This window comes from Pantoea sp. GCM10028869 (assembly GCF_042666835.1).
GTDB classification, from domain to species: domain Bacteria; phylum Pseudomonadota; class Gammaproteobacteria; order Enterobacterales; family Enterobacteriaceae; genus Pantoea; species Pantoea leporis.
The window spans coordinates 209,217-234,153 of record NZ_JBHTGO010000005.1; the positions used below are offsets into that span (position 1 = coordinate 209,217).

Here is a 24,937-nt window from a genome sequence, read left to right on the forward strand (position 1 = left end):
TAAAACTGCGTGATAAATCGCGCCGCTACGGATAGGCGCAAATACCGTAGCGGCGCAATTCATTGCGCGTCTTCAACGTGGTCTCAATGATAATTGTGAATCACTTCTAACACGCCATTAATCACGAACTGCACGCCCATACACACCAGCAAAAAGCCCATCAGACGTGAAATCGCTTCGATGCCACCTTTACCAACCAGCTTCATGATGGCGCCCGAACTGCGCAGCGAAATCCACAAAATCACCGACACGGCCAAAAACGTCAGCACCGGGGCGACGGCAACCACCCATGCCGGGAAATCTACGCCCGATTTAACCGTCGACGCGGAACTGATGATCATCGCAATGGTGCCCGGTCCCGCGGTGCTCGGCATCGCCAGCGGCACAAATGCGATGTTGACGGTTTCACGGTTGCTGTCGGTCGCGTCCAGTTCATCCTGCTTGTGCTCGGCTTCGACCGAATGCCCGACCGGTTTCGCCGGAAATAGCATGCGAAAACCGATAAACGCCACAATCAATCCGCCCGCCATGCGCAGGCCGGGAATGGAAATGCCAAAGGTGTGCAACACCGCGCTGCCGGCATACCACGCCACCATCATGATCAGGAACACGTAGATCGAGGCCTGCATCGCCTGGCGATTACGCTCCTGGAAATTCATCTCTCCGGCCAGGCCGAGAAACAGCGCCACCGTGGTCAGCGGATTGGCGAGCGGCAAAATCACCACCAATCCCAGCCCGATGGCTTTAAACAACTCCAGCATGAAATGTCCCATTTGAAAAATTATTCGATAATCGCACGGCTCGTAGCGGCGCAATTTATTGCGCGTTAAGAGGATGGAGAGTCGGTCAAAACCGCGCGATCAATCGCGCCGCTGCGGTGCGTGCGTTCATTGATTAGTGCTTCGGCGTATCCAGCGCCTCGATCAGCTCAGGGAAGAAATCCTGCAGCAGCTCAGGCGTCATCAGTTCGGGATAATTGATTAAATGCTCGCGAATGCGCTCATTCACATCCGGCAGCAGGCGTTGGGCGGCGTCTTGCGCACTGATCTTCTTCTGCTTCATCAGGCGCAGCACGTCATCCGGCAGATTGTCTTCATCTTCAACTTCATCCACACCTTCGAGATCGTCCAGCTCATCCAGCAGATCCATCAACGCTTCAATCTGCGGCGTGCGTGACTGGTATTCGGATGGCTGCTCGTTCTCCAGATAACGCAGCAGCGCGCGCACCGGTGAACCATCGGGTTCGGCAGGCGGTTCGTTGGCGAACCAGGTCAAGAGATCGTGCTGCGTCACCTGATGGACGTGATAACCGTTATCCACCAACTCATCGGCAAGGATATCGGCGGTATCGTGCTCAATCAGGCAAATGTGGGTGCGATTAGGCGTGAACTGCTCCAGCCACTGATAGATCTCTTCAATTACGCTGTCGTCGTAAATAAAGTGTTGGCTGAGATAGCTGTCATCCTGCTGGTGAACGCAGATGTGAATCTGGTCGGGATCGAAGTAAATCGCAATGTTGATGCCTTTCATGTGCGCTGTCCTGTGTGGTGCAAAATCTCACTATAGCCTCAGGCAGCGCAGATGAACATGGTGCCGCCAGCAGCATGAGCGACTGGCGGTAAAAATTAACGTAAATCAGCACGATCCAACCCATAAGCGCTGTCCAGTGCGCCCGGCGTCATCTGCGACAGCACCATCAGGCGATTCCAGGTATTGATCACCGCGATACAGAACGTCAGCTCGCTGGTCTCCACTTCGGAGAAGTGCGCGCGCACCTCGCTATACAGCGCTTCGTCGATGCCGTGATCGCCCAGACGCGTCAGCGCTTCGGTTAGCGCCAGCGCCGCTTTCTCTTTGGCGGTGAACAGCGGGGATTCGCGCCAGATCGCCACATGGTGCAGACGCAGCTCGCGCTCGCCGTGCAGTTTGGCCTCTTTCACATGCATGTCGACGCAGAACGCGCATTGATTGAGCTGCGAGGCGCGCAGATCGACCAGATGCTTCAGTGAGGTTTCTAATGAAACATTACTGACGTTCATGGAGAGATCGGACATGGCTTTGACCAGTGTCGGAACGGTTTTGAAGTGGTTAACGCGTGCAGTCAAGTTTTTTTCCTCAGGTCAGTCGTTTTTCAATGCGAAGGTGATGCGGGCATCTTAAACTTCCATGTCTGAGTGAAAAGGGTCAAAAAACATGAAAACAGGTAGGACATGGCGTGGGTTATAAAGAGATTTATGCGCGATATCGCCAGCAGATTCTTGCAGGGCAGCTGAAGCCGGGCGACCGCGTACCGGCGATCCGTACGCTGGCGAGTGAGTTGCAAGTGGCGCGAAAAACGGTGGAAGCCGCTTATGAAATCCTGATCGGCGAAGGCTATTTTGTCAGTCAGGGCGCGAAGGGCACGCGCGTTAATCCCGAACTGATTCTGCCGGAAACAACCGGGAAAACGGCAGTGCCTGCGCCGTCAGTGAGCGCGTTAACCCAGCGTGAGAGCAAAGGCGAGCTGCGGCTTGGCATCCCGGCGCTGGATGCGTTTCCGCACAAAAAATGGCTGCTTATTTCCGGCAAAGCGGCGCGCAGCCTGCGCGCCGATGAGATGATTTTGCCGCCGGTCATGGGTTATCAGCCGCTGCGGGAAGCCATCGCCAGCTACCTGAATATTTCGCGTGGACTTAACTGCCAGCCGGAACAGATTTTCATCACCAGCGGCTATCGCGCCAACCTGCGACTGATTCTGGCGGTGCTGGCGCAGCCAAGCGACAAGGTGTTGTTTGAAGATCCCGGCTATTTCTTCGGGCAAAAACTGCTGAAGCGGATCGCGCCAAATCTGCATTACGTGCCAGTCGATCGGCAAGGCATGGATGTGGATTATCTGCTGCGCTATCACGCCGATGCGCGTTTCGCCATCGTCACGCCTACGCATCACAGCCCGCTGGCGGTAACCTTATCGCTGCCGCGCAAACATCAACTGCTGGAGTGGGCACAGCACAACGACAGCTGGATCATTGAAGATGATTACGACGGCGAGTTTCACTACACGCGCAAAGTGATTCCGGCGCTGAAAAGCCTCGATGTGCACGATCGGGTGATTTACACCGGCACCTTCAGCAAAACCATGATGCCGGCGATGCGCGTGGGTTATCTGGTGATGCCGAAAGAGACCATCGCGCGCTTCAGCGAGTTGGGGGAAATCCTTGAAACCGGTATGTCGCTGCTGCCGCAAAAGATTCTGGCGCAGTTCCTGAGCGAAGGGCATTTCTATCGCCACATCAAAAAGATGCGCACGCTTTATCAGCAGCGACGCCGCATGATGCTGGATGCCTTGCAGGCATGTTTCCCGGATGTGTTTGATTTTGAACTGACGGATGGCGGCATGCACATTGTCGCCTTCCTGCCGCATGGCACGCAGGACACAGCGCTGGCGGAGATTTGGCAGCGGCATCAGCTGCGCGTATTGCCGCTCTCCGGCTGGTATATGCAGACGCAGAAACGCTATGGCCTGGTGATTGGCTATACCAACATTCGGTCGCTGGACCAGGCGCGGGAGTTGTTGCAGAGAACGGTGCTGGAGACGCGAGCGTTACTGGACTAAAGAAAAGGCGCGAGGGACAGCTCGCGCCTTGATATCGGCGCGTCCTTACATGCCGATATATTTTTTGCCTTGCTTCAGAACCACATCGCAGGCTTTGGTTTTCAGCTTCTCACCCATCGGCGAGTTGCTCAGACTTTGCAAATTCAGTTGCTGACCGTTGCCAGTGTTAAGCAAGCCTTGCAAACCCTGCTGGTAATCGGTTTTCTGCTCTTGCGCGGTGGTGCTGTTCAGGCCGAGTTTGCTCAGCACCTGATCTTTTACCGACTTCACGTTGTTATCCACCACGTTGTGCTGCACGCAGTAGGACATCACGCCTGCAGCGTTGGTCATGCTGTTGGAACTCACCGCTTTATCGCCGCCGTTGAGCAGGCCGGTAAGCGATGAGAGCGACATGCCGCCGTTCTGCGTGGTGCTGGTGTTGCTGGTGCTGTTGTTTTGCTGTGACAGCTGCGATGCCGCGCTGCTCAGCTGATCCTGCCAGCTTGCTGCCGATGCGCTCCCCGCAACCATGGCTGCCGCGATGCCCCATCCCCAAATCATGCGTTGTACTTTCATCTCAACCTCGTTGTCTTTTATGTTCTGACTGCGTCAGTTTTGGTTAAGAGAGGTTTGAATTCGGAAAGTTCCAGTTAACCGGGCTGATTGGGGAAAATTGGGAGCGTTCTGGATTTAGGTTTTTGGGATCCGTTTGATGGGATCGATGTTATAACAAGCAGTTATCCGCGAAGTGCTGTTTTTTTCAACGCTTAGCGCACATCCCTAACGATTCCGGTTGCGCACGCTGTTCGTAACGGTATAATCCCCAACGTTTTCCGCATCCTCTTCAGTGCCGAAGTGGCGAAATCGGTAGACGCAGTTGATTCAAAATCAACCGTAGAGATACGTGCCGGTTCGAGTCCGGCCTTCGGCACCATTTAAAGATACGAGAACTTCAGTAACAGTCCGCAAGTTACTAAAATTAAAGCCGAAAGGCTTTTTTTTTGGTCCAAATCCGTCCGAGCCTTATTGTGGTTATGCTAAGGTCGACGGGGCACTTCATCTTCTATTGTCTTTTTCTCCTGAAGTACAATTCAACGCCCGCCCGATCAAAACATGACTTTTTGTTTATTGGTTTCGCTTTGTATCGTCACAGTGAGTTTTAATAGCAGCGCCTGTTGATGATATCCATCCTGCGAAATTGGAAATAAATTTAATTGATTGATATTGCTGATTTATATTTCCTTTATTAGTCTCAGTTAATTTTTCCATTCCTGCCGTTTTACTTACCTCATTTCGTATGATTTTCAGTAGACCCGCGGTGCGCGCGAAAAAGAAATCTCGCCAGCATCACAAAAATGAAAATCATCAGATACCTTTCTGTGACAAAAGACACAACCTGATTACAACTTCAGGCACAGAAGGGCGTTTGTCGAGATAATGATTGTACTCTGTACATCTAAGTTTTACACAGTACAACAATCAGCTTTGCGAACACATCATCGCGTAAGGCCATGACAAACTTGTGAGGATTATCATGTCTGAGAAAAAGCACACCACGTCTTTCTCTGCCGATATAGAGCAGCAGACCGTTAAGAAGGTGGTTTGGCGCATTTTGCCCTTTCTCATCGTCTGCTATCTGATTGCCATCATTGACCGTGGCAACATCGGTATGGCCTCGCTACAGATGAATGAAGATTTGGGATTATCTAAAGCCGTTTTTGGTCTGGCCAGTAGCCTGTTCTTTGTGGGTTACTTTCTTTTTGAAGTACCCAGCAACCTTGCGATGCAGAAAATCGGTGCGAAAATTTGGATCTCTCGCATCATGGTCTCGTGGGGCATTATCTCGGTCTGTACCGCCTTCGTTGAGAGTGCCAATACACTTTACGTATTGCGTTTTTTACTGGGTGCAGCTGAGGCTGGATTCTTCCCTGGCGTGATTCTTTATCTGACTTACTGGATTCCGGGTAAATATCGCGCCCGCGTGATCGCCACCTTTATGGTTGCCATTCCCGCAGCGAATTTTATCGGCTCGCCCATTTCTGGGGCCATATTGTCACTTGATGGCTGGTACGGCATGCGCGGCTGGCATTGGTTGTTCATCCTGGAAGGCATTCCAGCGGTGGTTTTGGGTATTGCCGCCTTCTTTATGCTGAGCAACAGACCCAGCGATGCCAACTGGTTAAATCAGGAACAAAAAGCGTGGCTGAATAGCACGCTTGAAGCCGAGAACGCGAAGAAGAAAGCGATCGGCCACATCTCTTTGTGGCAACTGCTGCGCCATAAACATATCTGGGTGATGGCGCTGATTTATGCCGGCGCTTCTGCGGCAGGCTCAACGCTGAGCGTCTGGTCGCCGCAACTGCTTAAATCATATGGCCTGGATAACTTTACCACCGGTTTGGTGAACGCCATCCCTTACGGTCTGGCATCTATCCTGATGATTGTGTGGGGCAGAAGCTCCGATCGCAGCGGCGAGCGTCGCTGGCATACCGCGTTAACCCTTTTCCTGATTGCGGGTGGTCTGTTATCTGCCTTTATCACCAACAGTTTGACGGGCAGCGTGGTGATTCTGTCGCTGGTGCTGGTAGGCGCGTATTCAATGAAAGGTCCGTTCTGGGCGCTCGCATCGGGATGGATGTCTTCCACTACTGCGGCCGCCGGTCTGGCTGCGATTGGCGCCATGGCTAACCTGATCGGCGGCGGACTGATGGTCAACGTTTACGGCATCATCAACCAGGCCACGGGCAGCCACACACTGGCTATGGTGCCGCTGGCGATTCTGTGTGGTATTGGCGGTATCGCCGTGCTGATCATGGGCCGCAAAAAAGAGTTAAACATTGAAGTCGAAAACACCGCGTCGCCGGTGAGTAAATAACGTCACCCTCCCGCGGGCGCTTATCTGAGCGTCTGCGGGAGGCTTTTCTCCCATTCCTCCCACCATCAATCCACTCCAAAAGAAGTTCACGTTCCGCCTCATCCAAGCTATGCACTTCTCGTTATCAAGCCGCTAAACGTCAGTGAGATCTCAGTGACAAGTCTGGATTGGAAAGACGTAACTGTCTTATCGAAGGGGCAACGCTGAGGGAGTGACGGAGATTTGCAGTGATAGCCGAGGTTGATGAACGACCTTACCGGCAAGCAAGTTGGTAAGGTCGTTTAACAAATGGTGGGGAGGGTTAATGCATTAAGACAGGGCACTTTCACTTTTGATCGGTTCAGCCAGCACCTTCAAAACGTTACTCGCTGCAGCTGTTCCCATTTTCACGTATGAGTTGTCACTGACGCCACCAATGTGCGGCGACAGGATGACGTTATCAACAGCCTGCCAGACATGTGGTGCGGTCAGCGGCTCAACAGCAAAACTATCCAGAGCAGCCCAGCTAAGGGTGCCGTCACCCAGCGCCGTTAGAAGCGCGTTATCATCGATCAGGCCACCGCGTGCAGTATTGACGAGAATCGCGCCTTTTTTACACTGACTCAGCCTGTCGCTGTTGATCATGTGCTGTGTCTGTTCCGTCAATGGGCAGTGCAATGAAATCACATCTGCCTGTTGTAGCAGAGCTTCAAGCGTGGAGGATTCACACTCGTCGGGAAAGGACCTGGCGAACGGGTCATAGGCAAGGACTTTCATACCAAACGCTTTGCCAATGCGAGCGACCCGACCGCCAATCGCACCCAATCCAATCAGACCCAGCGTTCGGCCTTCAAGCTCAACCGACTTGTGGGTCGATTTGTCCCAATGTCCCTGACGCATTCGGCGATCCAGCGGGAGAACCGCTTTGGCGCAGGCCAATATCATCGTCCATGTATGTTCAGCCACCGCTGCTGCATTAGCACCGGGCGCTGACTGCACGCTGATATGGCGCTCAGCCGCCGCTTTTTGATCGATAACATCAATGCCGCTGCCGTGCTTGGAAATAACCCGCAGGTGAGGTGCGGCATCCATGATGCGGGCGCTGATTTTGCCGTATCGAACAATAATCGCCACCGGATCGTGTTGGTGACACAGCTGACACAATTCGTCTTCACTGGGCTTTATGCCTGCGTAAACGATATCAAAGCCCTTGAGCAGGCCTAACGCTTCCTGCGCCAAATCGCTGCCAGTTACCAAAATTACGGGATGAGAAGATGCCATTACAATTCCTCCCCTTCATTCAACATTCCAGCCGCAAGCAGGGCTTTTTCCAGCCAGGGTGCGCGAATATCGCCTTCACGGATGGCGGCAATGCGTTTGGTCTCGGCATCCAGTTTTTTCTGTGCCAGTTCAATCAGCGCCGGAACGGCTTCACGTGGCAGAACGACCACGCCGTCGACATCACCAATGATCAAATCACCAGGCTGGATTGCCGCTCCGGCCACAGAAACAGGATAGTTAACGCGGCCCGCGACAGATTTGGTTGGGCCACAAGGATTCAGACCTGCGGAAAACACCGGGAAGCCGTTTTCGCACAGTGCGTCGGCGTCGCGAACTGCACCATCGATGATGATTCCTGCGATGCCCGACGCTTCTGCCTGAGTGGACATGATTTCACCAATCAAAGCACAGCTGATATCGCCTTTACCGTCGACGACGATAACATCGCCAGGCTGAGCGATGGCGAGCGCCGCGTGAATGGCAAGGTTATCGCCCGGCCGAACCTCAACCGTGATGGCGGGGCCAGCAACTTTCATGGTGGGTGAAACGGGCTTTACGCGACCGTGCAGCGTACCGCGACGTCCGGCAACATCGGCAAGAATAGCGGCCTGAAACTCAGCAGCCTGTTTGACCAGCTCGGGCGCTGTACGGGTAAGGTCGCGCTTGATGAACGTATTCTCTGCGTGTGGCATAAATCACCTCTTCATGTTTTACCTGATACAACTATGTTGTACTATGTAAAACCACTATATCGATGTTAAATCAGATCGCACCAGCGTTAAGCTTTCATTTGTGATGTAAATACGATGTGAATCACAAATTGCACGGTAAACTCTTACCGTCGCAAACAGGAGACCGTACCGATGGGGAATGAAGGCGTAATTGCCGTTGAGAAAGCGCTGGCACTACTGGATTGTTTTAAGCCTGGCGAAGAGGCGTTGACGCTCACCGCTCTGGCACAATTTTCGGGCTACCATAAAACGACGGTTTACCGTCTTATGAACTCACTTGAACGCATGAACTACGTCATCAGACGCGACAGCGGCGTTTACACGTTGGGTCCCAGACTGCTTTATCTTGGCAAGCTCTATGAACAGTCATTTCATCTGGCCAGTATTGTCCAGCCTGAACTGCACGCGCTGGCAACGGCGACGGGTGAAAGCGCCACATGGTATGTGATTGAGAACGGTCAAAGGCTTTGCTTATTCAGAGCGGAGCCCTCCGAAGGATTACGAGAAACGCGCTTACCCGGTACTTTTTTGCCGCTGGATAATTCAGCAATAGGGCAAGTGCTTCGCCATTGGGGACTCAATGAACCGCTTCTTGAATCTGCCCCAGAATTACCGCTCTTTACCTCCGGCATGCGTGATCCGCACATTGCTGCATTCTCTCTTCCCGTTTTTGGTGAGGGAAATAAACTGCTTGCGGCGCTGGCATTAACAGGTCCGTCATCACGTTTAACGCAATCGATGCGCGACAGCGGTGTGGGCAAGATAATGAAAGAGACGGCTTACAGCCTCTCCCTGAAGCTCGGCGCCCCTAAGATCAAATGTGATCATTTTTATTCGCTCTAGCTGGCCTGGATAGGTTCGCTTTGTAAATGATATGCCGCGAGTATTGCTAACTTCGGCAGTATGAATGCTAACTATTTCACCTGGGTATGAAGAAGATAACCGGGTGAATCGCACAGCGAAAGCAATCCTGCATCGCTACCAGCTTAATTAAGTCGCTTACGAGCGCTTTTTATGTGTCTGAAATTCTGTCTGGCCCCGTAGAAAAATGCCCAAAATGAAGTTCATTACACATTCGCCATCAGTAAGTATTCAAAAAGTTAAAACTATGGTTCGTCGTTTCAACATTATTGTTGGAATCTTTTATGCGAACTCCTAATTTAAAATTGAGGGTGTTTCCCTCCGCATTTCTAGCAGTTTTAAAACATCGATTCCAATACAGCATCTAAATCAAAATTTGCTCTAAACACCATGAAATAACTGTGTGTTATTGATTTTTTTGTGTATCCTAGCTTAAAGGATGAACAAAAAAAGGACGATGTAAAATGCCTATTCCAGCAAATCTCTGGCTAAAAGATGATGGCGGGGCTGATATTCGTGGCTCCGTTGATGTGCAAAATCGTGAGGGCAGTATTGAAGTTACCGGATTTTCTCATAACGTTAGACTCCCCACTGATCCTCAAACAGGTAAACCCACTGGCACACGAAAGCATGCACCTATAATCATTCAAAAAGAATTTGATGCTTCTTCACCGTATCTTTACAAGGCTGTAGCAACAGGTCAAAACTTAGCATCAGCTGAATTTAAGTGGTATCACATTAATGATGCTGGACAGGAAGTCGAATATTTCAATATCCTGATCGAAGGTGTGAAAATAATTGGTGTGTCACCAGTAATGCACGATACAAAAGACCCTGAAAAAGAGAAGCATAATCACCTCGAATGTGTTGAGTTTGCAAACGAAAAAATTACATGGAAATATTGTGACGGCAATATTATGTTCTCTGATAGCTGGAATGAGAGAGCATAATCAATGCGCTATCCAACTTTGGCTGCATCGCCGCAGCCGCCATTTGATATTATCTCGTTTAGCCCGCCGGGAGTTTCAATCCTCAACAATATGATGCTGGCTCGTTTGCACAAAAGCCCGTCAGCCATGACCTATGTGTGGTTTTATAGTCAAGTGAGAGGACATGGCCCATGGGATTATAAAAATCAACGCGGTAAACAGTATGCCAACTTTGGGAACTTCAATTATGGTGCTGTTGGACATGCGGCTGGAATTACCGAGGCTGTATTATTAAGAGCTGCAGGATGGGCGCAAAGTCGCGCAGGAACAAGCAACATAGAATTTGGAAGTTGGTATGGTTCTAGCCCATTTGGCGACGATCCGGAAGACCAGTATTGGATAAGAGCAGGAATTGAATATGCTAAACGCTCAGGCTTTTAAGAAGCATCATGCCTTAATAATGTTTATTATAATGATGATTTGTTTAGGTGCTTATTTTTTATCAAAATTATCTCCGTTGGAACAATCAATTGTCCATGAGCAGGCGGTTAATACTCATGCTACTGTTTTCATAACTGAGGCAAGTGCAGGCGCTACGACGGATTTTTCCTATCGTTTTTACTTATACGATGCAAGTAAAACCGTGGAGGAATTTAAGAAGGCTTTAAGTAATAATTATTCACCCTTCCTCATTACTTCTGATTCCAAAGCACTAAATAAGATTGAAAATGGAGTGATTTATTTGAATGTGAAAGGTAAGGTTTTTTCTTTTAATAATCTCCCTGCTTATAAATACAATAATTCCATTTATACCATTCCCGTCGTTATCACGGCAAAGCCATACTGATTCTATGCAAAGTTAGTGCTGATGTGTGGTCCTTAAGATCTTGTTAAGAACTCTTCGTATAATAGCGCCCATCAATGTAAACCAAGAGTTCACCATGAAAAACACCCTGATTTCCCTTTCGATTCTTTTCTCTGCTTTGACCGTGACGTCTGTTCAGGCTGCCAACCCAGCCACCGGCTGCGCCGCTAAAAAGCAGGATATCCAGCAAGAGCTGGCGATGGCGCGTGAGCATGGCAATGCTGCGCGCATCGCCGGTCTGGAAAAGGCGTTACGCGAAACCAGTGCAAATTGCACCGACAGCGGCTTGCTCAAAGCGCGCCAGCAGAAAGTGGCCGAGAAGCAATTGAAAGTGCAGGAGCGCGAACAAGATCTAAGGGAAGCGCAGGCCAAAGGCCGCAGCGATAAAATTGAGAAGCAGCAGCGTAAACTGGCTGACGCGCGAGATGAGTTGAAAGAAGCGCGGGATGCATTAACGCAATAAACCAGGCATCCCGGCTGGAAAACTGGCTCTTTGTCTCAAAATTCTCCCGCGGAGATTTTTTTCATCCAACTGTTGGGATTGCATGGCAGAATGGCGCTCCGGTGAAATCAGTGGAGGTGCAGAAGCGATGACAGTTGAAATTGAGCAGCGTATCTACGAGTTGGTGCGACGTTACGACGGCGTTTACCTGTTTAAGCAAAAGACGCTGACGCCGCAAATTGATATCGATAGCGATCTTAACTTCGAGCGTGAAGAAGCCGCTGCGCTGATGGATGAGTTCTTCGGCGAGTTCAGCGTCGATCGCGGCGGATTCGTCATTGAAACTTACTATCCCGATGAGCCCTCGCTGGCGCAGATTCTCAATCCATTCAATAAGCGTGAAGTGCCAGTGGTACCCGATTTCACGCTGGGAATGTTGATTGAATCAGCAAAAGCGGGGCGCTGGCTGTACGAGTAACAGCAGGCTCAGCGCCGAGTCTGCCACCTTTCACCGCTTCACATGCACGCCAAAGCCACTCTCTTCCGGGACAAACTCCGCCTTTAAGGTCAGCGCAGGAATCTCATAGTCGCCGCTGTTCTGCTGACGGTAGGCAATGGGCGCGGTTTCCGCCAACGTATCTAGCCTTGTAGCCAGCGCATCGCACCAGCCAGCAAATCGTTCTGCTGCTGACTTTTGTACCCGATAGAAAACCAGCGGCGGCAGCACGCTAAAGCCGGGATAAAACAGCATGCCGTGCTGAATCGGAAACAGCAGATCGTTGATCGGGCCGTTAATGCCGCGCGGGCTGTAATGCGATTCCCATCCGCCGGTCGTCACCACCAGCATTGCACGTTTGCCGCTAAGATTGCCTTCGCCGTAACGATCGCCCCAATGCTGTTCGTTGTGCTCGCCCACGCCGTAAGCAAAACCGTTGGCGTAAACGCGGTCAAACCAGCCTTTCATGATGGCGGGCATCGAAAACCACCACAGCGGAAATTGAAAAATCATCGTATCGGCCCAGCGCAATTTTTCCTGCTCCGCGGCGATATCGGCGGCCTGCAGCTGATGATCGTAGGCGAAGCGAGAATCCAGCGTCGCATCGTAGTGATCGCCCACAAACGGGGCGCGCGTGTCGGCAGCGTCGAGCGGCGCTTTCCACTGCATCGCATAGAGATCAGAGACCTGTACCTGATGTCCGGCATGCTGCAAATGCTGCACGGCAAAATCTTTGAGTGAACTGCTCAGCGAACATGGTTCCGGATGGGCATACACAATCAGTACATTCATGGGCTTAATCCTGTGAGATGAAAACCACTGCAGATTAAGTCGGCGCTAGCTATAGTGGAAATCAATTGCTGATATCTCAGGTATAGCTATAGTGAATATCAACTCGCTGGATTTGAATCTGCTGCAGACGCTCAACGTACTGTTAAGCGAACTCAACGTCACGCGCGCGGCGCAGCGTTTGCATCTCTCGCAGCCTTCCGTCAGCGCTCAGTTGGCGCGATTGCGTAGGCATTTTGACGATCCGCTATTGTTACCGGGGCCGCGTGGCATGCTGCCAACGGCGCGCGCAGCAGCTCTGCGTGAGCCGCTGCGTCTGGCGCTGGAAGCGGTTGAGCGTGCGGTCGCGCCGCCCGATACCTTTAATCCGGCCAATGCCGATAACACCTGGCGCATTGCCGCCACCGATTACACCTCGTCAGCGTTGGTGCTGCCCGCGCTCAACCTGATCCGCGCTGCTGCGCCGCAAAGTCGTATGGCGATATTGGCGCTGAATCCGCCGCTGGTGGCGCAGCAGTTGGAAAAAGGCGAGCTGGATGTGGTGTTTCATACGGGCGATAACGCGCCGCCGACGCTGCATCAACGCAAACTGTTCAGCGAGCGCTACGTGCTGGCGGGACGGCGCGATCACCCGCAGTTGCAACGTCTGCCGACGCTGGATCAATTCTGTCAGCTGGAATTTGTCATGGTATCGCCCGATGGCGGTGGCTTTAGCGCCGCCACCGATAATGCGCTGGCGAAGCTCGGGCGTTCACGCCGCGTGGTGCTGTCGGTGCCGCACTTCTTGTTTATGCAGGAAACGCTGGCGAGCAGTGATTTAGTGGCGGTGCTGCCCGAGCGGTTGGTGCGTCACGATTCGCACCTCGCGGTTGTCGATCTGCCGCTGGAGGTGCCAGGCTTTGATATTTTGCTGCTGTGGCATGAACGTCTGCATCGCGATCCGGCCCAGCAGTGGCTGCGGAAACAGATTGTAGCGGCGCTGTAAATCAGCATCGCCGCAAAAAATTCACTTCTCCCGCGTCACAAAAATCATCACACTAGCCACCTTTACCATTATGGAGAGATGGCATGATTACCCGATTGCTGCTGGCGATGTCGCTACTTGCCAGCCTGAGTGCGCCGCTGTTGGCAGATCAAGACGGCGTCTCCTTTAGCCACAAAGACTGGGAACTGGCCTGCGATAACACGCTGACCTGTCGTGCCGCCGGTTACAGCGCCGAAGAGGGCGCGGGCGGCTCGGTGTTGCTGGTGCGCGCGGGCGGTCCCAATGCGGTGACGCACGGTCGCGTGGTGCTGGCCGATACCGGCGATGACGATTCTAAAGTGGTGAACAACTTAGCGTTGTGGATTGATGATCGTGCGCTGGGCGACGTGGCGAAAGCTGATAACGACGAATGGACGCTGACGGATGAACAAACCCAGGCGCTGATCAACGGCATTAAAGGCAGCGGCAAAGTGGAGTTTCGCGGTGGTGAAGAGCCTTTCGATCTCTCCAGCAATGGCGCATTTGCGGTGCTGCTGAAGATGGATGATGCGCAAGGTCGTCTTAGTACGCCGGGCGCGTTGGTGCGCAAAGGCCACAAGCCGGAAAGCAGCGTACCGGCAGCGATGGCGATGCCGGTGATTCAGCAGGTAAAAGTGACTAAGGCCGATGCGCGTCCGTTGACGGCCGATGAGCTGGCGCTGTTGAAGCCAAAGCTGATTGCCTCACTCACCGACGACGACAGCTGCGACAATCTGGCTCCGTCCGACGATCAGCCGGAAGAGGGCGCGGAGCCGCTGACCTTAACGCCGGTTGATGATGCGCATGTGCTGATCGCCGCGCTATGCTGGCGCGGAGCGTATAACGAAGGTTATGGCTATTGGCTGATCGATAAAGCATTGCAGGGCACGCCGCAGCTGGTGACGGATTCCGGCTCTGATTACAGTGAAGGTGTGATCTCAGAAGCGCAGAAAGGGCGCGGCATCGGCGACTGCTGGAGTACAGCGGCGTGGGTGTGGGATGGCAAAGCGTTTGAGCAGAGCAGCGATGCCACCACCGGCATGTGCCGCGCGATTCGTGCGGGCGGCGCATGGCAGTTGCCAACCTGGGTGACCGAGGTGAAACCGGCTCCCTGAAAAAAAACGCACATATCGGTAGCGGCGCGATTAAAAGGCCAGGGACGCGCAATAAATTGCGCCGCTACGGAAGGTGCACATATTATTTACCGCAGCACTGCTTATATTTTTTACCGCTGCCGCACGGGCAAGGATCGTTACGGCCGGTTTTCTCGCCGGCAAAGTGCGGCAGTTGAGGTTCAGGATCGGGCTGCGCCATGCGCTGTTCCTGCCAGTATTCATGCAGCTCCAGCGCCGCGGGGCGAATCGCCTCGATGCTGGCTTCAAACTCTTCCGGCGTGAAGGCTTCGCGCTTCGCCAGATGATCTTCGCTGCCGTGCAAGGCAATCGTATCCATCATCGGCTGCAGTGATTCTGGCAGCAGCGACCAGTCCGCATCCAGCGCCACGCCGCGCAAATAGCCATAGCACCAATCTTCCACCACGGTGAATTCCTGGCCTTCCATCTCTTGGGTGCCAAACAGCGGATCGAACTGCTCCGGGAATTCGGCCAGGCGCTCGGCGATGTCGTTCAGATGCTGGAAGGTCAGCGTCATAAAGCGATCCATCTCACGCTCATTCGACCACTTTGGAATGTGCTTTTTGCCGCCCCACATCGCCACCAGCCATTCGCTCGGTTCGATGTCGTTCGGGCCTGAGAGCAACGCCGTCAGCATGCCGTCCAGCTCAGCGGTATCCACCACCGAGTGTTCATTGCCGTATTTCTCCAGCATATCTTCAAGCCAGTTGAGCTCTTTTTCGGTTAACGGACCCTGGTTCATACGGCGTCTCCTGCTGTTCATTGATGGGCCATGCCCAAAGTTAATTGGCGGCGATTATAGCGGGAAGCGGGCACGATTTATCGCTTTTTGCATATCGATTGCTGAACCTCTCCTAAAAATGATTCGCCATAACTTATCGCGCAACAGTATTGGCTGCATTTGTCAGCAGATGGCAGCGTAAAGGCAGAATTTTTCTGCATGAAGGATGCAAAAGTATGGCCAGCACATTGCCGGTACTGGATTTAGCCCTGCTGGAACTGCCGGATGCGGAACAGGCGCAATACCTCGCCGAGCTGCGCGAAACCGCGCGTGACGTCGGCTTCTTCTATCTGGTGAATCATGGCATCAATCCGCAGCTGTTAAAGAACGTGCAAAGCATCACGCGCGCGTTCTTTGCCTTGCCGGATGAAGAGAAGCAGCGCGTTTCGATGATCCATTCACCGCATTTTCGTGGCTACAACCGCGCGGGCGTGGAATACACCCGTGAGCAGCGCGATCAGCGTGAGCAGTTTGATATCGGTGCAGAACGGGCCGCCCTGACGTTGCAACCAGACGATCCGGCGTGGAAGCAGCTGCAAGGACCCAATTTGTGGCCGCAGGCGCTACCGCAGCTGCGTCCGGTGATCCACGCGTGGCAGCAGGCGATGACTGACGTGGCGCTGCGTTTACTGCGCGCCTTCGCCAAATCCCTGTCGCTGCCGCCGGACGCTTTCGATGCGCTGTACGGCACGCACCCCAACGAACATGTGAAGCTGATTCGCTATCCGGGTCAGGATGCCGCTGCCAGCCAGCAAGGTGTCGGCGCGCATAAGGATTCCGGCTTTCTTACCTTTCTGTTGCAGGACGATCAACCCGGATTGCAGGTTGAAGTCGCGCCAGATCAGTGGATTGATGCGCTGCCGAAACCGGGCGCTTTTGTGGTGAACATCGGCGAACTGCTGGAGATCGCCACCAACGGTTATCTGCGCGCCACCGTGCATCGTGTGGTGTCACCGCCGGCAAAACAGCAGCGCATCTCCATCGCTTTCTTCCTCGGCGCGCAGCTTGACGCCGAAGTGCCGTTGTACCAATTACCGCCGCAGCTGGCGGCAGAAGCGCGCGGACCGACCAGCGATCCCAGCAATCCGCTGCTGCGTGAAGTGGGCTGGAACTATCTCAAAGGGCGTTTGCGATCGCATCGCGACGTGGCGCAGCGTTATTACGCTGACACTCTCAATAGCGTTAAATCATAAGAAACTAAGGGAAGCAGATGAATAAAAAGGTGATAGCCGCGTTGGCGATGGTTTCGGTGTTCAGCACTTACGCCTCGGCGGCCGCGCTGCGCGTGGCGGCCGATGCCGTACCGCACAGCGAAATCCTCAACCACATCAAACAGAGCGACAAGAAACTCGATCTCAAAGTGATTGAACTCAACGGCAACCTCAACGCCAACGAACTGCTGGCGCGCGGTGACGTGGATGCCAACTACTTCCAGCATGTGCCTTATCTGCGCGATCAGGAAAAAGCGCTGGGCGAGAAATTTTCTGTGGTCGCCACCGTGCATATTGAGCCACTTGGCATCTACTCGCACAAAGTGAAATCACTGAAACATCTGCCTGATGGCGCGCAGGTGGCGGTACCGAATAATGTCACCAATCTGAGCCGCGCACTTTATCTGTTGCAGGCCAATGGTTTGATCAAACTGAAAAGCAGCAGCGCCAACACGCTGGTGACTTCCGCAGACATTACTGACAACCCGCACCATCTGAAGATTATCGAAGTGGAAGCGCCGCAGCTGCCGCGCGCGCTGGATGATGCGCAATTGGCGATCATCAATGGTAACTACGCGTTGCAGGCCGGTTTAGTGCCGTCGAAGGATGCGCTGGCGCTGGAACAGGCGAAAGATAATCCGTATGCCAACGTGCTGGTCACTACGCCGAAACTGGCGCACGATCCGCGTATTCTGGAACTAGCGAAAGATCTGGAGTCAAAGCAAACTGCTGAATTTATTAACCAGCACTATAAAGGATCGGTTATTCCCGTTAATCAATAATCCCTGCCGCCACCTGTTTTTGGCAGGTGGCGCTGACTTTCTTCTGTGCTATATTTCGCCACCAACACCCGTCGCACCCTTTATAAAACATAAAAATTCGCTCAATCCATTGCCATGATTACCTTCGCCAGGAATAAACGGGTGCTGTGCCATCGTTTAACAATATGCATCATTGTGCTGGGCATGAGCGTATTGCTCAGCGCCTGCGGCACCTTGTCGCAAACCTCCGCGCCCGTCAGCGATAAAGTCTATCTTTCACACGCGACTTTTAATGAAAACGTCGATGACATCGTGCGCCATTATATGCAGCAAAAGCAGGTTTCTGGCATCAGCATCGCCATTATCCATCAACGCAGCCAGCCTGAATTTTACAGTTTTGGTGTCACCGATGCGCTGCACCGTTATCCCATTACGCCAGACACTTTATTTGCGCTCGGCTCGCTGAGTAAAGGCATCACCGCGGAGGTGATTATTGAGCTGGTGGATCGCGGTGAACTGCACTGGAACGACACCTTAGCGACGCTTTTGCCGCCCAACGTGCCGCTGAGCGCCGATGCCAAACGCATCACGCTGCTGCAGCTGGTGACGCACACCTCGGGCTTGCCGCGTCAGGATATGGATTTGCCGATGTTCATGAAATTTATGGGCTATCTGCGTAGCGGCGAGAACTTTTATGGCAACCTCGACAGCGACGCCGTGCTGGATTATCTGGCCGACTTTGACGCGCCCGCGCATCCTGGCGCGCGCTATTCCAATCTCGGCTATGCGCTGTTGGGCTACATCCTTAAATATCGCTTCCATCAGGACATCGAAACGCTGGCGCAGCGTAATCTGTTCCAGCCGCTGGGCATGACCAGCAGCAGCTTCAAGCCGCAGAGCCTGCGCGGCTATCCGTGGCGTGCGCTCGGCCATGCCGGCGATCAGCCTAAGCTAATTCCTCGCGGGCAAATCACGCCGGACTGGGCGTTTAACAACAATATGGTGGCGGCCGCCAGCCTCTACAGCAACGCGCGCGATTTGATTCGCTATCTTGATGCGCACCTGCATGACGGCGCGGGCGCTTCGCTCAATGCGGCGTTTGCGCAGGTCAATCACGGCTACGAACAGCACGGCAATCAGTCACAAAATATCGCCTGGGTTACGGATACCTACGGCGATCAGCAGATTACCTATCAGGTTGGCTATATCGGCGGTTACTCCAGCTTTATTGGCTTTGATAAACAGAACGGCAATGCGATTGTGGTGCTGCAGAACGCGTTTAACTGGAGTAACTATCTGGGCATCGCGTTATTGAGGGATCTGGCAAATAAAGCGCACGACAAAAACTAACATGGTTGCTTGCAATTTTACTGCGCCAAAAAGCGCCTGAGCTGAGGTATGCTGAGCAGCGAAATTTGACGCGCTAAGCGCGCCGGGGGAACCTTCTGCGTGCTTAACGTGTCAGTTAAATGGACAGTTAATAATTAACCAGAGTGGAAATCACCCATGCGCAGGACACACGTCAATCTTCTTTCTGCAGGAATTTTTCTGGGCGCTTTAAGCCTTGCTCCGGCCGCGCTGGCGGAAGGCGAGCAAACAGACGCCGTACCCATGCCGCCACAGGTGCAGCAAACCGCACCCGACGCGCAAACCCAGGCACCCGCCGCTGATGCACCCGCTCAGGCGCCGGCCGCCGATGCGCCTGCCAGCAATGAACCGGCTGAATCCAGCGGCGATGTCGCGCCGATTCGTCCACCGCAAAGCGGTAATGCGGCTGCGCCAAACAACTATGATCTGAACACCATCATCATCGACTACAAAGAGTACAAAGTGGGCGATGTGGTGCCAGATGAGTACCGTAAAAAGCAGTACACCATTGTTGAGTGGAAGCCACGCCATCTGCCAGCGCCGCAGCCAGGCACGCACTGGGCGTACATCAATGCCAACTACATCCTGATCACCGATGACACCGGTAAGATCGTGATGGGCAAATCAGGCGAAATCTTCTTCCGCGGTTAATTCCTGCGCAGTAGACGCGCTAACTGCGCGACGCCCGCCGTAATCTGGCTGGTGCTGGTGTTACCGTAACCCAGCACCAGCCCTTGTTGCTTCTGCTCACCGAGATAAAATCCCGACAGCGCGCCCGGCGCGTAGCCACTCTGGATCAGCCGATCCACCAATGCCATATCGTTTTGATCCGCTGCCAGTGATAACACCAGATGCATGCCGCATTCGCCGCCCAGCAACGGAACCTGTGCGCCAAACGTTTGCTGCAATGCCTGTCGCAACGTCGTCTGCCGTTGGCGGTACAGACGGCGCATTTTGCTCAGATGACGGCTAAAATCACCGCTGCGTAAAAACAGCGCCAGCGCCTGCTGCTCAGGACGATTCCCGCCGCGCAGCAGTTCATGCAGCGCAGGGCGCAGCGGCGCGACCAACTGCGGCGGCAACACCATAAACCCGAGGCGTAGCGCCGGAAACAGCGTTTTGCTGAACGAGCCGACGTAGATCACCGGCGTTGGCTGCGTCATGCCTTGCATGGCGGCGATTGGCTCGCCGCTGTAACGAAAATCGCTGTCGTAATCATCTTCGATAATCCACGTTTGCTGTTGCCGCGCGGCCGCCAGCAGCGCCAGACGACGCGGTGCGCTCATGATTGCGCCGGTGGGATATTGGTGCGTTGGCGTGGTGTAAATCAGGCGCGGCGGACGCTGCTGCCAGTCCTGCGGCTGCGGCGCCAGACCTTGTGCATCGACCGCTATCGGTTCAATACGCATATCTCCCAGCCGCATCGCCGCTTTGGCACCGCGATATCCCGGCTCCTCCACCCAACCGATGTCGCCAGGGCTGCTGAGCAGCGCCACGCACAGCGTTAATGCCTGCTGCGCGCCTTCGGTAATCACGATTTGTTCGGGCGTACAGCGCACGCCGCGCGCTAATGCCAGATGCTGCGCCAGCGCGGCGCGTAGCGTGCGTTCGCCGAGCGGATCGCCATAGCCCAGCAGTTGCTGCGGCTGATGCAGCATCACGCGGTTCAGCGCCCGTCGCCACTGAGCCAGCGGGAAATGTGCTAACGAAGGAACACCGGGCCGCAGCGCCATCTCCTGACTCAATGTGCGATGGCTGGATCGCAACTGAGCGATGCGCGGTGACAAGGCAATTTCGCTGCTGGCGGCCGGCTGAGTTTCCTGCGGTAGCTGCGCCATTTTGCTGATGCGACTGCCCTGGCGATCGCTCAGCAAAAATCCTTCAGCCTGCAGTTGCGCCCAGACGGCGATCACCGTATTGCGTGAAACCGCGAGATCCAGCGCCAGCTGGCGTGTTGCGGGCAAACGCGTACCGGCAGCGAGTTTGCCGGTCAGAATCGCCTGCTTGATACGCTGGAACAGCTGCTGTTGCAGCGTCAGCTCGCCATTGGTCTCTAGTGGGGCCAACAATAATCGGTGCAGTGCAATATCACTCATTTACGCGGTTCCGTGGATCCATCAATTTCAACCATTGTGGCGCTTTTTAACACACCAGCAAAGTGGCACTCTGCGTTTCTGGCCCTGACTGATAAAGGAATTAAGCTATGTCGCAACACACGAATGATTACGGACAACCGGTAGGATTTCCGCTGCCAGATTGGCAACCCCGCGCCTGGCCGAGCTATGAAACCTTCACCGGTGACTATTGCCGCCTTGAACCGCTGAGTGCCGAGCGTCATGGCCGCGAACTCTATGCTGCCTATGCGCTGGCTGAAGATGGCCGTGACTGGACCTATATATTCGCCGAACCTTTTGCCGATGAAGCGGCCTATATTGCCTATGCGCGTCAGCTGGAAAACGGGCGCGATCCGATGCATTTCGCGGTGATCGATCCCGTTAGCAACCGCGCGGTCGGTAGCCTGGCGTTAATGCGCATCGATGCGACAAACGGATCGGTGGAGATCGGCCACGTCGCCTTCTCGCCGTTGCTCAAACAAACGCGCATGGCCACTGAAGCGCACTATCTGCTGATGCGCTACGCCTTTGAGCAACTGGGCTACCGGCGCTATGAGTGGAAGTGCGACAGCTGTAACCAGCCATCACGAAACGCGGCACAGCGTTTAGGGTTTCAGTTCGAAGGGACTTTCCGTCAGGCGATTGTCTATAAAGGCCGCAGCCGGGATACCTGCTGGTTCTCGATTATTGATAGCGATTGGCCGCAGGTGAAACAGGGCTTCGAACGCTGGCTGGCGGCAGAGAACTTTACGGCGGAGGGGACGCAACGCGAAAAGCTGGAGGCGCTGCGCACCCTACGTTAGTTTTGCGGAATTATTTTTATATCCACCATGCCGATCCCCAGTTTGCGGGGATCCTGGCCGATGATATTGCCGACATTCGACTCCTGCGGCTCCGGTGGCGCAATGATCAAATTGCGGCTGCCGGTTGGATTGGTGAAATGCAGCGTGGTGGTAGAGAAATCCTCACCCAAATTTAGTTGCTGCTCTTCATCGCCAACGCGCACCGGAATCGGACGGTGCGCATTCGGACCGAACGCCCGCGCGGTGATCACCACATCAAAGCGTTCTGGCAGCGGATCGGTGTACTCAATATTCACTTCCGGCGCCAGATTGGCATTTGACCAGCGTCCCCACTCTTCCGGGCGAGATATCCCTCTAAAACTTTTGACGCTGGTTGGCGCGCCGGGCACTGATAACAGGAAGCTGTCCGCGTTGTAGCGAATCGCGTTGTCTTCAATCCGAATCTGCTGCTCGTTGAGCTGGAAGGTTGCCGCACTGACTTCGGCTTTGGGGAAGCTGACTTTCGCTTTCCACTGCGGTTTATCAATGCGGGTAACGCTCGGTTTGGCGCCCATCTCTCCCATCGAAACACACAAATCGTTCGACAGGGCTAAATCTGGCTGCCACAGGCGCGCCATTTTGAAGCAGCGATCGACCCAAACGAATTTGTCGTCGGCAGCAAATTTAGCCAGCTGATAACGCAGTGGCTCCGCGTATTCGCCTTCGGGCAGCGGTTCAACATGCTTATCGGAGACGCGGAACAGAATCGGCAATTTGAAGGTTGCGCCGGAGAAGGTGAAGGTGTTTTTTTGTTGATCGACGGTAAAGCTGTCCATCTTACTGGGGAAATTCCACAGTTGAATGATATCCGCTTTCCACGCCGTGACGCGCTTCGCCATGTCTTCAAACTCGGTTGACAGCGAAGTGGAAGAGAGGCCGCTGCGACCAAGTCCAATCGCGTTATCCCCGCCGAGAATATCCAGCACCGTGGCGCCGTTATCCAGCGTACTGCGTTTGGCGTCGAGCACTTCCGCCTGTGGCTGATCGCCACGAATCACCATAAACAGGTCACGGCGCGGCTGCTTGATCAGGTATTGATGCGCGGTGTTATTCATTGCCAGATGATCGGAGGTCACCACGATGATGGTGTTTTTAAACCACGGCGACGCTTTGATGCGTTCAATGAGACGCGCCACATGCTCCTGCGAGCAGGCGACCGCGCTAAAGGATTGGTTTGGTTTGCCATCATAGCTGTAGCTTTTGCGCTGGCAGCTGCGCGAGATAAAACCATCCGGGTGATGGGTGTCGACGGTAAGGGTGAACAATGCGAAGCGTTTTTGCGCGCGCGACAGCTCTTCGTATTTCTCAAACACCTCGTCCATCACCGTGTCATCGTAGTAGCCCCAGTTATTACGATAGCCGGGATCGGCGACGCGACTTTTCAGCTCCTGCGAGCCATACATATTGGCCGCATCAAAGCCATGCGACAGCAGAAAAGTGTCTTTACCGGCGAAGCGTAAATCGGCGCCCTGAATAAACCAGTTCTCATAGCCAGAGTTTTTCAGGATGTCGCCCAGACAAATATTCTGCGGATAGAAGCTGGAGAGCGAGGCCGAGGCGTTGCCATCAAAAGGCGCAAACAGCGGGATGCCGCACTGTGAAGCCACCATGCCCGCGATGGTGTAATCAGTGCCAGGCAATTGTTCGGTTTGGCTGAAATCGATGCTGTTATCTTTTTCGCGGCTGAGTTCCGGGGCCAGACCGGGAAATGCCTGCTGATCGAAGTAGGTCCGTTCAAGACTTTCGCCATAAATGTAGACCAGGTTGAGCTTTGGCTCGGCGATCACCTTATTAGGCGTTTTGTAATAGGTTTCGAAGTCCGAATCGGCGAGGCGCGAATGTGAGGCGATCAGCTCTTTCACCTGGCGGAACGCAGGCGTGGTTTGTACCGAACCCGCAGCACAGGCAATCGCCAGCAAACTCCAGCCGAGGTGATGCGGCCGCTTACGGCGGCGCAGTAACCATGAAAGCAGGCAAAATAGCGAGAACAGCGCGATGATCAGTCCGATGGCTGGCACGACATATTTGCTCACGCCCGCGCCGGTCAGGCTGTTGGTCAGGGTATACAGCACCGCGTCATTAATGCCATCGCCGGTAAAATAGTTGCTGGCGACCAGCGTGACGTTAAGCACGATAAACAGCGTGAGCAGCAGCAGGATCAGACTAAACCAAAATTTATTTCGCCCGGCTTTGAAGGAGTAGACTGCAATCGCAGCCAAAAAGAGTACAACCGAAACCAATTCGGACAACGTCAGATCCTCATTTTGAATGAATACGCAATCCTTGCGCCAACGACCCTCTGCGGGGATTTTGCGACAATCTATATTGGGTGTCACATGGCTGCAACACATCCAACCAGATTTGTGCGATGCATTCCGATTCGTTTAAGGCGGGTTCAGGCTGACTGTGGTTTAGCCTGGCAGCAACGGACGGGCTGCTGCCAGTGAGGGCAGAGAAGGGAATCAGAGTTTTCCAGTGAGGTATTGCGCTTCGCCGTCGGCAAAGCTCCAGTCGCCTTTACTGTTGGTGATAAAACTAATCATCAAATCCGTGCCCTGTACGCCACAATTTTCCAGCAGCTCGCGTGCTAACTCTGCCATAAACAGGCACTTCTGTTCTTCACTTCTCGGGCTGGTATATACGCGCACCATGACCAGATTGTCGGTTCGCGCAAAGCCCAAGCCGGTATCCTGAAAGACCATCTGATAACCTTTGTTTTCGTGAACAATCTGATAACGATCGCGCGCCGGGACTTTGAAGGCGGTTAAGACCGCACGGTGTGCGGCATCCAGCAATGTGCGGATTTCTGATTCTGAACGGCCCTGAATAACGTCGAATGTCAGTAACGGCATAAATAAAACCTCGTTTTTGCTCACATGAAAAGAGTAGGATGTGGCGCTATGCT

At 53.7% G+C, this 24,937-nt stretch carries 26 protein-coding genes and 1 tRNA gene; 16 read left to right on the forward strand and 11 right to left on the reverse strand.

What is annotated here, in order from left to right:
• Nucleotides 1-83: 83 nt before the first annotated feature.
• From ACFQW4_RS14970 to ACFQW4_RS14980, 3 genes are all read right to left on the reverse strand, one after another.
• Nucleotides 84-761, reverse strand: coding sequence for a MarC family NAAT transporter (locus tag ACFQW4_RS14970; RefSeq protein WP_110868046.1), 678 nt, complete (start codon nucleotides 759-761; stop codon nucleotides 84-86).
• A 133-nt stretch (nucleotides 762-894) separates the two neighbouring features.
• On the reverse strand, nucleotides 895-1,530 hold the full coding sequence (locus ACFQW4_RS14975; RefSeq protein ID WP_101762216.1) for a hypothetical protein: 636 nt from the start codon (nucleotides 1,528-1,530) through the stop codon (nucleotides 895-897).
• 95 nt (nucleotides 1,531-1,625) lie between these two features.
• Nucleotides 1,626-2,105 (reverse strand): carboxymuconolactone decarboxylase family protein, encoded by a 480-nt coding sequence (locus ACFQW4_RS14980; protein ID WP_137385086.1) that lies wholly within the window; start codon nucleotides 2,103-2,105, stop codon nucleotides 1,626-1,628.
• A 110-nt stretch (nucleotides 2,106-2,215) separates the two neighbouring features.
• Here ACFQW4_RS14980 and ACFQW4_RS14985 point away from each other — a divergent pair, with 110 nt between their 5' ends.
• Nucleotides 2,216-3,592, forward strand: a complete 1,377-nt coding sequence (locus tag ACFQW4_RS14985) for a PLP-dependent aminotransferase family protein (protein ID WP_377725998.1) — start codon at nucleotides 2,216-2,218, stop codon at nucleotides 3,590-3,592.
• A 45-nt stretch (nucleotides 3,593-3,637) separates the two neighbouring features.
• On the opposite strand, the gene ACFQW4_RS14990 is transcribed toward ACFQW4_RS14985, so the two are convergent.
• The gene (locus ACFQW4_RS14990; protein WP_101762213.1) at nucleotides 3,638-4,147 is read right to left on the reverse strand and encodes a DUF2501 domain-containing protein; all 510 of its coding nucleotides are present in this window, start codon (nucleotides 4,145-4,147) and stop codon (nucleotides 3,638-3,640) included.
• Between the two features lie 273 nt (nucleotides 4,148-4,420).
• Here ACFQW4_RS14990 and ACFQW4_RS14995 point away from each other — a divergent pair.
• Together ACFQW4_RS14995 and ACFQW4_RS15000 are read left to right on the forward strand one after the other, a co-directional pair.
• A tRNA-Leu gene (locus tag ACFQW4_RS14995) sits at nucleotides 4,421-4,505 on the forward strand.
• Between the two features lie 600 nt (nucleotides 4,506-5,105).
• On the forward strand, nucleotides 5,106-6,446 hold the full coding sequence (locus ACFQW4_RS15000) for an MFS transporter (protein WP_377726001.1): 1,341 nt from the start codon (nucleotides 5,106-5,108) through the stop codon (nucleotides 6,444-6,446).
• 309 nt (nucleotides 6,447-6,755) lie between these two features.
• On the opposite strand, the gene ACFQW4_RS15005 is transcribed toward ACFQW4_RS15000, so the two are convergent.
• The gene (locus ACFQW4_RS15005) at nucleotides 6,756-7,706 is read right to left on the reverse strand and encodes an NAD(P)-dependent oxidoreductase (RefSeq protein ID WP_377726002.1); all 951 of its coding nucleotides are present in this window, start codon (nucleotides 7,704-7,706) and stop codon (nucleotides 6,756-6,758) included.
• A complete protein-coding gene (locus ACFQW4_RS15010) occupies nucleotides 7,706-8,398 on the reverse strand; it encodes an RraA family protein (protein WP_192235812.1) in 693 nt (230 codons plus the stop codon). Before ACFQW4_RS15010 ends, ACFQW4_RS15005 begins: the two co-directional genes overlap by 1 nt.
• Nucleotides 8,399-8,569: 171 nt before the next feature.
• On the opposite strand from ACFQW4_RS15010, the gene ACFQW4_RS15015 reads away from it, so the two are divergent.
• From ACFQW4_RS15015 to ACFQW4_RS15040, 6 genes are all read left to right on the forward strand, one after another.
• Nucleotides 8,570-9,280 carry an IclR family transcriptional regulator gene (locus tag ACFQW4_RS15015; RefSeq protein WP_110867461.1) on the forward strand — a complete coding sequence of 237 codons (711 nt, stop codon included), beginning with the start codon at nucleotides 8,570-8,572 and terminating at the stop codon, nucleotides 9,278-9,280.
• Nucleotides 9,281-9,762: 482 nt separating this feature from the next.
• A complete protein-coding gene (locus ACFQW4_RS15020) occupies nucleotides 9,763-10,248 on the forward strand; it encodes an Hcp family type VI secretion system effector (RefSeq protein ID WP_377726006.1) in 486 nt (161 codons plus the stop codon).
• Nucleotides 10,249-10,251: 3 nt separating this feature from the next.
• Nucleotides 10,252-10,668: a polymorphic toxin type 44 domain-containing protein gene (locus ACFQW4_RS15025; RefSeq protein WP_377726008.1), complete on the forward strand. Its 417-nt coding sequence runs from the start codon at nucleotides 10,252-10,254 to the stop codon at nucleotides 10,666-10,668.
• A complete protein-coding gene (locus tag ACFQW4_RS15030) occupies nucleotides 10,646-11,074 on the forward strand; it encodes a hypothetical protein (RefSeq protein ID WP_377726010.1) in 429 nt (142 codons plus the stop codon). Before ACFQW4_RS15025 ends, ACFQW4_RS15030 begins: the two co-directional genes overlap by 23 nt.
• A gap of 94 nt (nucleotides 11,075-11,168) precedes the next feature.
• Complete coding sequence (locus tag ACFQW4_RS15035; RefSeq protein ID WP_277974486.1) at nucleotides 11,169-11,555, forward strand: DUF1090 domain-containing protein; 387 nt, start codon at nucleotides 11,169-11,171, stop codon at nucleotides 11,553-11,555.
• A gap of 127 nt (nucleotides 11,556-11,682) precedes the next feature.
• The gene (locus ACFQW4_RS15040; protein ID WP_008107769.1) at nucleotides 11,683-12,012 is read left to right on the forward strand and encodes a DUF1493 family protein; all 330 of its coding nucleotides are present in this window, start codon (nucleotides 11,683-11,685) and stop codon (nucleotides 12,010-12,012) included.
• 30 nt (nucleotides 12,013-12,042) lie between these two features.
• On the opposite strand, the gene ACFQW4_RS15045 is transcribed toward ACFQW4_RS15040, so the two are convergent.
• Nucleotides 12,043-12,822, reverse strand: coding sequence for an NAD(P)H-dependent oxidoreductase (locus tag ACFQW4_RS15045; RefSeq protein ID WP_377726013.1), 780 nt, complete (start codon nucleotides 12,820-12,822; stop codon nucleotides 12,043-12,045).
• A gap of 88 nt (nucleotides 12,823-12,910) precedes the next feature.
• Here ACFQW4_RS15045 and ACFQW4_RS15050 point away from each other — a divergent pair, with 88 nt between their 5' ends.
• Complete coding sequence (locus ACFQW4_RS15050) at nucleotides 12,911-13,804, forward strand: LysR family transcriptional regulator (protein ID WP_377726192.1); 894 nt, start codon at nucleotides 12,911-12,913, stop codon at nucleotides 13,802-13,804.
• Nucleotides 13,805-13,887: 83 nt separating this feature from the next.
• Nucleotides 13,888-14,937 carry a DUF1176 domain-containing protein gene (locus ACFQW4_RS15055; protein ID WP_377726015.1) on the forward strand — a complete coding sequence of 350 codons (1,050 nt, stop codon included), beginning with the start codon at nucleotides 13,888-13,890 and terminating at the stop codon, nucleotides 14,935-14,937.
• A gap of 82 nt (nucleotides 14,938-15,019) precedes the next feature.
• Here the strand turns inward: ACFQW4_RS15055 and ACFQW4_RS15060 are convergent, their stop codons facing one another.
• A complete protein-coding gene (locus ACFQW4_RS15060) occupies nucleotides 15,020-15,697 on the reverse strand; it encodes a YecA family protein (protein ID WP_101762207.1) in 678 nt (225 codons plus the stop codon).
• Between the two features lie 215 nt (nucleotides 15,698-15,912).
• Between ACFQW4_RS15060 and ACFQW4_RS15065 the strand changes: the two genes are divergently transcribed.
• From ACFQW4_RS15065 to ACFQW4_RS15080, 4 genes are all read left to right on the forward strand, one after another.
• Complete coding sequence (locus ACFQW4_RS15065) at nucleotides 15,913-16,929, forward strand: isopenicillin N synthase family dioxygenase (protein WP_377726017.1); 1,017 nt, start codon at nucleotides 15,913-15,915, stop codon at nucleotides 16,927-16,929.
• A 17-nt stretch (nucleotides 16,930-16,946) separates the two neighbouring features.
• The gene (locus ACFQW4_RS15070) at nucleotides 16,947-17,729 is read left to right on the forward strand and encodes a MetQ/NlpA family ABC transporter substrate-binding protein (RefSeq protein ID WP_377726019.1); all 783 of its coding nucleotides are present in this window, start codon (nucleotides 16,947-16,949) and stop codon (nucleotides 17,727-17,729) included.
• 183 nt (nucleotides 17,730-17,912) lie between these two features.
• Nucleotides 17,913-19,058, forward strand: a complete 1,146-nt coding sequence (locus ACFQW4_RS15075) for a serine hydrolase domain-containing protein (protein ID WP_354467202.1) — start codon at nucleotides 17,913-17,915, stop codon at nucleotides 19,056-19,058.
• A 156-nt stretch (nucleotides 19,059-19,214) separates the two neighbouring features.
• Nucleotides 19,215-19,727, forward strand: a complete 513-nt coding sequence (locus ACFQW4_RS15080) for an RcnB family protein (protein WP_192412452.1) — start codon at nucleotides 19,215-19,217, stop codon at nucleotides 19,725-19,727.
• Here ACFQW4_RS15080 and ACFQW4_RS15085 read toward each other — a convergent pair.
• Nucleotides 19,724-21,172, reverse strand: coding sequence for a PLP-dependent aminotransferase family protein (locus ACFQW4_RS15085; protein ID WP_377726022.1), 1,449 nt, complete (start codon nucleotides 21,170-21,172; stop codon nucleotides 19,724-19,726). The two genes, ACFQW4_RS15080 and ACFQW4_RS15085, sit on opposite strands and share 4 nt — an antisense overlap.
• A 107-nt stretch (nucleotides 21,173-21,279) precedes the next feature.
• Between ACFQW4_RS15085 and ACFQW4_RS15090 the strand changes: the two genes are divergently transcribed.
• Nucleotides 21,280-21,993, forward strand: coding sequence for a GNAT family N-acetyltransferase (locus ACFQW4_RS15090; RefSeq protein WP_377726024.1), 714 nt, complete (start codon nucleotides 21,280-21,282; stop codon nucleotides 21,991-21,993).
• Here the strand turns inward: ACFQW4_RS15090 and opgB are convergent.
• Nucleotides 21,990-24,281 carry a phosphatidylglycerol--membrane-oligosaccharide glycerophosphotransferase gene (gene opgB / locus ACFQW4_RS15095; RefSeq protein ID WP_377726026.1) on the reverse strand — a complete coding sequence of 764 codons (2,292 nt, stop codon included), beginning with the start codon at nucleotides 24,279-24,281 and terminating at the stop codon, nucleotides 21,990-21,992. The genes ACFQW4_RS15090 and opgB overlap by 4 nt on opposite strands.
• 213 nt (nucleotides 24,282-24,494) lie before the next feature.
• Nucleotides 24,495-24,884: a tautomerase family protein gene (locus ACFQW4_RS15100; RefSeq protein ID WP_101762200.1), complete on the reverse strand. Its 390-nt coding sequence runs from the start codon at nucleotides 24,882-24,884 to the stop codon at nucleotides 24,495-24,497.
• Nucleotides 24,885-24,937 lie beyond the last annotated feature (53 nt).